The sequence below is a fragment of the Aeromonas sp. QDB18 genome (assembly GCF_027705325.1).
Lineage (GTDB): Bacteria > Pseudomonadota > Gammaproteobacteria > Enterobacterales > Aeromonadaceae > Aeromonas > Aeromonas caviae.
Genome location: NZ_JAPDBQ010000042.1, coordinates 21499 through 27712, shown reverse-complemented (window position 1 = coordinate 27712; position 6214 = coordinate 21499). Strand labels below are relative to the sequence as shown.

The window sequence follows — 6214 nt, the reverse complement described above, 5'->3', positions numbered from 1 at the left end:
GGCATATGGATTTAGGGACTCAGAATACTTTTTTCTGAAAATCAAGGCGGCCTTCCCCGGAAAGCCGCGATGAACCTCTTTTTTCATTCTCCGTCAGGCAATCCAGCGTGGCAGCCGGGGAGCCAGGCGGTCGATCAGGCGATCCGACACGGGAGTGAGCAACAGCAGCGGCAGGCAGATCAGGGAGAGGCAAAGAGCGCCCACATAGACGTCCGTCATCCAGTGCGCACCAGCCAGGATGCGGGGCGCCGAAAACAGGGGCACCATCACCACCGCAACTACCCCGGCCCAGCGCGGCAGATAGCGCAGGGCAAAACCGGCGAAGATCATCAGGAAGAGGGCGTGATCACCGGGGAAGCTGTCACCGGCGGAGTCCTTGGTGGGAATCGCACTGATCTCGGTCAGGCGCAGAGCCCCGTCCACCATCAAGGTGGGGCTGGGACGGCTGACCGGCAACAGATGCCCGAGCTGATTGATCACCAGAGCCCCCAGCAGCATCACGACCCCCATGGCCACCAGACGACGGCGCTCCTGCCCGTCGGCACGGAAGAAGCAACCGGCAAGGATCCCGCCCATGCAGGCCAGCGCGGCCAGATCGAACAGGCGGTTGTTGGTGATGGCCACCAGATCGGCCCAACGGGGGGAGTGGCCAATCCAGCCATTGACCAGCTGGAAGAGGGCGAGATCCCACCCATCCCAGGGGCCGTGCTCAGGCAGGGCGCCCCAACTGAAGGCGATGAGGCCCCCGGCCAGATAGAAAGGAATGAACTTGCTCATGCCGACGTGTCCTTCGAAAAACGCTCATTCTAGGCCAGCCGCAAGATGACTTGCATCACAAAAGTGTAAGAATTCGTGTAACAAAGGTATTCCATCGGCTCTTCTTTTGGCGCCGCCGACCGGTTGGGCAAGCGCGCCCCCTCCTTGGCTCTCCCACCGGTTGCGGCTAGTATGGGCGCTCCCTTCGTTCAGGATGATGATGATGCGCAGCTACCTTCGCATGATGTTGTTTGCCCTCGGTTTGCTGGCAGGTGTACAGATCCCCGGGCTGGTCGATCTCTACTTCCAGCGGCTGGATGCCCGGCTGCAGCAGGCAGGTCTGGCGCTGGCCCCCTTCCAGCGCACGGCGGACCAGCACTTCAATGGCGATCTGCAGGCGCTGGTCGCCCATTACGATGCCAGCCAGGATCCCGTCTTCACCCAGGATGCCACCAGCCTCCAGCAACTGGTGAACCAGCAGCAGCACCTTCAGGGGGAGATCGCCGTGCGGGAGAGTCCCTGGTACCAGCAGCTCTCCCACCTGTTGCTGCGCGCCGATCCCGCCCTCTGGCAGGATACCCTGCACAACTACGGCTATGTGGTCCCCCTCAAACAGGCCGCCATTTTCTGCGGCGTGGCGGCGGGTCTGCTGGCCTCCCTGGCGGGGGATCTGCTGCTCGGCCTCCTGCTGCTGCCATTTCGCTCCCGCCAGCGCGTCCCCCGTCACGGCCTGCGCTGATCCCCTCTCACTGCCAACCGGGGGGCCCGCCCCGGTTGGCGGCTACTCGAAGGGTTCGAGATAGGCTTCTATGGCCTTCTTCAGCCAGGCCAGCACCTTGCCGTGATGGGCGTTCTCCGACAGATAGACTCCGTAATCGCGCCACTGCAGGCTGAACTTGTGCTTCAGGGTCAGCAGCTCCCCCTGGCGCAGCTGGCTCTGGATAAGGGGTGAAGGCAGCACCGCCCAGCCCAGACCATCCAGCACCGCATCCCGCATCAGTTCGAAACTCGACAACCCGATATGCTGCCCCCCGATGGGCAGCAGGCTCTTGACCGAAAACGCGTCCACATAGGAGAGAGTGACCTGAGTGTGATCGGTCAGATCCTGCTGCAACACCCGCTTCAGCCCAGCCAGCGGGTGGCTTGGCGCGACCACCATCAGGGTGCGGATCGGGTTGAGCACGTCGATGCAAAGACCGCTGCGCTCCTGTTCCTCGGTGATGAGGCCGAAGGCGGCATCCACGAACCCCTCTTCCACCAAGGCCGGCAGCTCCGGCGGTGAGGCCAGCACCAGGGAGATGCTGGTGCCCGGAAACTGGCGACGCAACGCCCCCAGCATCTCGCGCCATACCACCTCGGGAATGGCGTCGTCCCGGGCTACCCGCAGCGCCACCTCGGCACCGAAGGCATGGTGCTCGCACTTGAGCTTCAGGCTGTTGGCGGCCTGCAGCAGCCGCCGACAGTCGTCCAGCACTTGCTCGCCGATTTCGGTCAGCCGGCTCTGATTCGCCCCTCGTTCGAAAAGTTCGACGCCAAGCCCCACTTCCAGGGTTGCAATCGCCGAGCTCACGGCGCTGCGACTCTTGCCAAGTCGTCTGGCGGCATTGGCTATCGAACCACTGTCTGCTGTTTCTACAAAGAGTTGTATCTGATTTAGCTTCATGACTTCAAACTGGCGGCAGATTATTCCATCACCACCTTATCCCCTGGTCCGCCCCCAAGGCAAACAAGCAGCGACAGCTTTCTCGACGCTCAGCGATAACCTTGCCCGTTTCGGGTGCCGTTATCCTCTCTTCGTCGCAGCAACAGAAGGAAACTGCATGTCATCCCGTCCCCTGCTTTTGGCCCGCCTCTTCCTGACGGGGGCCATCCTGACCGAGGTCGCCGGCACCTCCTCCATGGCCCTGATCCCAAAGAGCGAGAGCGGCTGGATCCACTATCTGCCGATGTGGCTCCTCATCACCCTCTCCTACCTGCTGCTCGCCAAGGCCGCCAGGACAATCTCCATTGGTATCGCGTTTGCGCTGTGGGAAGGGCTGGGGATCGCCCTCATCACCGCCGTCTCCGTCCTGTTCCTCGGCTACGAGCTGAGCATCCAGGAGTGGATCGGACTGGCGCTGGCCATAGTGGGGATTGTCATGGTGACCCTGGGCGAGACCCATGATGTACCAGCCCCCACCCGCCAGAGGAGGGAAGCCCCATGCACCCGTTGATCATCGTACTGGGCGCCGCCCTGCTGGATATCGGCGCCAACATGGCGATCAACCGCTCCATCGGTTTTCGCGACAAGGGGTGGGGCGTCCTCGGCATTCTGCTGGTGCTCTGTGCCTTCACGCTGCTCAGCGAGGCGGTCAGTACCGGCAAGATCGATCTGGCCGTGGCCTATGCCACCTGGGGCGCCATCGGCATCCTGGGCACCGCCCTCGGGGGCCTGCTGCTGTTCGGCGAGCGCCTCAGACCCGTCGGCTGGCTCGGCATGATGGTGATGGCGGTGGCGGTCGCCCTGCTGACCACAGCATGATCCCCTCTCCAACCCCATGAAAAAAGCCGCTCTGTTCCCAGGGCGGCCTTTTCATGGTCAAACCGATCACCCAGATTGCAACAGGCAGCCTAACGCGCTGCCTCGTACAGCTCCAGCGGCAGGCCGTCGGGGTCGGCGAAGAAGGTAAAGCGCTTGCCGGTCAGCTCGTCCACCCGCACCGGCTCCACTTCCACCCCGTGCAGCTCCAGGTGGGCGATGACCCGGTCGAGATCCGCCACCCGAAACGCCAGGTGGCGCAACCCGCACGCCTCCGGCCGGGAGGGGCGCGGCGGCGGCGCCGGGAAGCTGAACAGCTCCAGCTGGCTGCCGTCCGGCAGCGCCAGATCCAGCTTCCACGACTGACGCTCGGCCCGCAGGGTCTCGGCAATGATGGGCAACCCCAGCACCTGGTGATAGAAGTGGCGCGAGCGCGGATAGTCGCTGGCGATGATGGCCACGTGATGGATGGCCTCAAACAGAGGATGGGTCATGGCAATCCTTGCAAAACGGGCAGCCTGCGCTGCCCGTCTTCGTCAGTTGAAGAAACCGTTGAACCAGTTGTCCAGGGCATTCGCCGGGTCCGAGACCGGGCTGGCACAGCTCATGGGCTCGGCCAGACCGGCCAGCTTGGCCGGCACCTGGAGACTGCCGGGACAATCGCTGGCCACCCGGGCACCGCTCGAGCGGGAGAAGTTGGCCCAGCTCACCCCTTCGGGCATCTTCAGCCCCAGGCTGTTGACCCCTCGCTGGCTCATGTAGCCGCTGAACAGCTGCAGGGCGCCACTGGCACCGGTCAACCCGGCCGGGGTGTTGTCGTCACGGCCGACCCAGACGCTCACCAGCTCGTTGTTGTCCATCCCGGCAAACCAGGAGTCACGCAGCTCGTTGGTGGTACCGGTCTTAGCGGCCATGGTGGCCCCGGGGAACTTGGCACCGAGCGCCCGGGCCGTCCCCTGGCTCACCGTCTTGGTCATGGCGAACAGGGTCAGCCAGCTTGCCTGGGGATCCGTCACTCGCTTGGCCGCTTCGTCATGCTGGTAGAGCTGGCGCCCCTCGCCATTCACCACGGCCCGGATGGCCGACAGGGGCTGGGTCAACCCCTGGTTGGCAATGGGCAGGTACATCTGGTTCACCTCCATGGGCGAGAGCGCCACCGCCCCCAGCACCAGGGACGGATAGGGCTGGATCTCCTGCTGCACCCCCAGCTTGTGCAGGGTATCCACCACCTTGTCCAGGCCTATCTGCATCCCGAGGTTGACGGTCGGCACGTTGAGGGAGCTGGCGAGCGCCTCCATCAGGGGCACGCTCTGGCGGAACTTGCGGTCGTAATTCTGCGGCGTCCAGATCTGGCCATCCTGGCCGCGAATCCGGATCGGCTGATCTTTAAGCGGCGTGCCCAGGGTCAGGCCGTTGGAGAGGCCGGTCAGGTAGACCGCCGGTTTGACCAGGGAGCCAATCTGACGGCGGGCATCCAGCGCCCGGTTGAAGCCGGCGTAGCGGGGATCCCGTCCCCCCACCATGGCGACCACCTCGCCCTTGTGCCAGTCGGAGACCACCATGGCCGCCTCCAGCTTCTTCTTGCCACGCTGCTTCTCGATGGTGGCCAGACCCGACTCCACCGCCTGCTCGGCGGCGTGCTGGGCGATGGGATCCAGACTGGTGAAGATCTTGAGGCCGGACTGCTTGAGCAGATCCGGGCCGAAGCGGTTCTGGATCTCCCGCTTGAGCAGCCCCATGAAGGCCGGGGTACGGCCATAGCTCATCTGGCCGCGGGCGATGATGCCAAGGGGCTGCTTGCTGGCCAGGTCATACTCGGCCTGGGTCAGGCTGCCGTGATCCGCCAGCAGTTTCAGCACCAGATCCCGGCGCGCCTTGGCCCGGTCGGGGAAGCGCCAGGGATCGTAATAGGAGGGGCCCTTCACCATGCCCACCAGCAGGGCCACCTGATCGATGTCCAGCTCGTTGACCGGAATACCGAAGTAGAAGTAGGAGGCGAGCCCGAAGCCGTAGACCCCCTGGGAGAAGTTCTGCCCCAGATAGACCTCGTTGAGGTAGGCCTCCAGGATCTCGTCCTTGCTGTAGCGGTAGTCGATGAGCACCGCCATGTAGGCTTCCTGCAGTTTGCGCCACAGGCTGCGCTCACGGGTCAGGAAGAAGTTCTTGGCGAGCTGCTGGGTGAGCGTACTGCCCCCCTGCACGGTGCGCCCCGCCAGCAGGTTGGCTGCCATGGCGCGCATGATGGCCACCGGCGAAACGCCGCCGTGCTGGTAGAAGTCCCTGTCTTCCGTGGTGAGCAGCGTCACCAGCAGGCTGTCCGGCACCTCGGAAAGGCGCACCAGCAGGCGGTCTTCCCGATCCTCGGTGTTGAGGCGATCGAGCAGCACCGGGTCCATCTGGGCATAGCCGAGCTGGCGCTGGTTCTCCAGGGACTGGATCCCCTCGAGGCGCGCCCCGTTGAAGGTGAGGCGCAGGCCACGGGCGCCGTCGGCACCGTCGTGGAACTCGAACGGCCGGCGCACCAGCTCGATGCGATTGCCGTTCACCGCGTACTCACCCGGGGTATGAGGTTGACGCACCTGCTTGTAGCTCAGCATGTTGAGCTCGCGCAGCATCTGGGTCTGGGAGAGCCGCTGGCTGGGATAGAGCTCCAGCGGGCGGCTGTAGACCATCACCGGCAACTGCCACTTCTCGCCGTCGAAGCGCTCGCGCACCTTGGTGTCGAGATAGATGCCAAACACCACCATGAAGGCCGCCACCACCAGAGAGAGCTTGAAGCCCAGCCAGAACAGGGTGCGCCAGATGGTGCGTTTGGGCGCCGCCTTCTTGGGCGTGCGCTTGCGTCGTTGGGTTGCCATAAATCCTCTTGTCGTTCTCCTCGCCATCCCGCTGATGCGAGCGGCCTGCGATGCCTGTTGTGGAGGGGGACTGTGCCACCGC

7 protein-coding genes are annotated in these 6214 nt (G+C 64.2%); 3 read left to right on the top strand and 4 right to left on the bottom strand.

Features of this window, described 5'->3' with window-relative positions; all coding sequences use genetic code 11:
* Positions 1 to 93: 93 nt before the first annotated feature.
* Positions 94 to 777, bottom strand: a complete 684-nt coding sequence (locus OKC30_RS08935) for a phosphatase PAP2 family protein (protein ID WP_069784197.1) — start codon at positions 775 to 777, stop codon at positions 94 to 96.
* A gap of 202 nt (positions 778 to 979) precedes the next feature.
* Here OKC30_RS08935 and OKC30_RS08930 point away from each other — a divergent pair, with 202 nt between their 5' ends.
* Positions 980 to 1495, top strand: coding sequence for a DUF2937 family protein (locus OKC30_RS08930; protein ID WP_160837809.1), 516 nt, complete (start codon positions 980 to 982; stop codon positions 1493 to 1495).
* Between the two features lie 42 nt (positions 1496 to 1537).
* On the opposite strand, the gene OKC30_RS08925 is transcribed toward OKC30_RS08930, so the two are convergent.
* The gene (locus OKC30_RS08925) at positions 1538 to 2419 is read right to left on the bottom strand and encodes a LysR family transcriptional regulator (protein ID WP_160837807.1); all 882 of its coding nucleotides are present in this window, start codon (positions 2417 to 2419) and stop codon (positions 1538 to 1540) included.
* Between the two features lie 157 nt (positions 2420 to 2576).
* Between OKC30_RS08925 and OKC30_RS08920 the strand changes: the two genes are divergently transcribed.
* Positions 2577 to 2969 carry a DMT family transporter gene (locus OKC30_RS08920; protein ID WP_042016295.1) on the top strand — a complete coding sequence of 131 codons (393 nt, stop codon included), beginning with the start codon at positions 2577 to 2579 and terminating at the stop codon, positions 2967 to 2969.
* The gene (locus OKC30_RS08915; RefSeq protein WP_042016297.1) at positions 2957 to 3277 is read left to right on the top strand and encodes an SMR family transporter; all 321 of its coding nucleotides are present in this window, start codon (positions 2957 to 2959) and stop codon (positions 3275 to 3277) included. Before OKC30_RS08920 ends, OKC30_RS08915 begins: the two co-directional genes overlap by 13 nt.
* Positions 3278 to 3366: 89 nt before the next feature.
* On the opposite strand, the gene gloA2 is transcribed toward OKC30_RS08915, so the two are convergent.
* Both gloA2 and mrcB read right to left on the bottom strand, forming a co-directional pair.
* Positions 3367 to 3768, bottom strand: coding sequence for an SMU1112c/YaeR family gloxylase I-like metalloprotein (gene gloA2 / locus OKC30_RS08910; RefSeq protein WP_042016298.1), 402 nt, complete (start codon positions 3766 to 3768; stop codon positions 3367 to 3369).
* A 42-nt stretch (positions 3769 to 3810) separates the two neighbouring features.
* Entirely contained in the window at positions 3811 to 6132 is a 2322-nt protein-coding gene (gene mrcB, locus OKC30_RS08905; RefSeq protein WP_160837805.1) for a penicillin-binding protein 1B, read from the bottom strand.
* Positions 6133 to 6214 lie beyond the last annotated feature (82 nt).

Excerpts from the sequence above, each read along its gene's own strand:
- mrcB (WP_160837805.1), bottom strand. The coding sequence starts at position 6,132 with ATGGCAACCCAACGACGCAAGCGCACGCCCAAGAAGGCGGCGCCCAAA.
- OKC30_RS08935 (WP_069784197.1), bottom strand. The coding sequence starts at position 777 with ATGAGCAAGTTCATTCCTTTCTATCTGGCCGGGGGCCTCATCGCCTTC.
- OKC30_RS08925 (WP_160837807.1), bottom strand. The coding sequence starts at position 2,419 with ATGAAGCTAAATCAGATACAACTCTTTGTAGAAACAGCAGACAGTGGT.
- gloA2 (WP_042016298.1), bottom strand. The coding sequence starts at position 3,768 with ATGACCCATCCTCTGTTTGAGGCCATCCATCACGTGGCCATCATCGCC.
- OKC30_RS08920 (WP_042016295.1), top strand. The coding sequence starts at position 2,577 with ATGTCATCCCGTCCCCTGCTTTTGGCCCGCCTCTTCCTGACGGGGGCC.
- OKC30_RS08930 (WP_160837809.1), top strand. The coding sequence starts at position 980 with ATGCGCAGCTACCTTCGCATGATGTTGTTTGCCCTCGGTTTGCTGGCA.
- OKC30_RS08915 (WP_042016297.1), top strand. The coding sequence starts at position 2,957 with ATGCACCCGTTGATCATCGTACTGGGCGCCGCCCTGCTGGATATCGGC.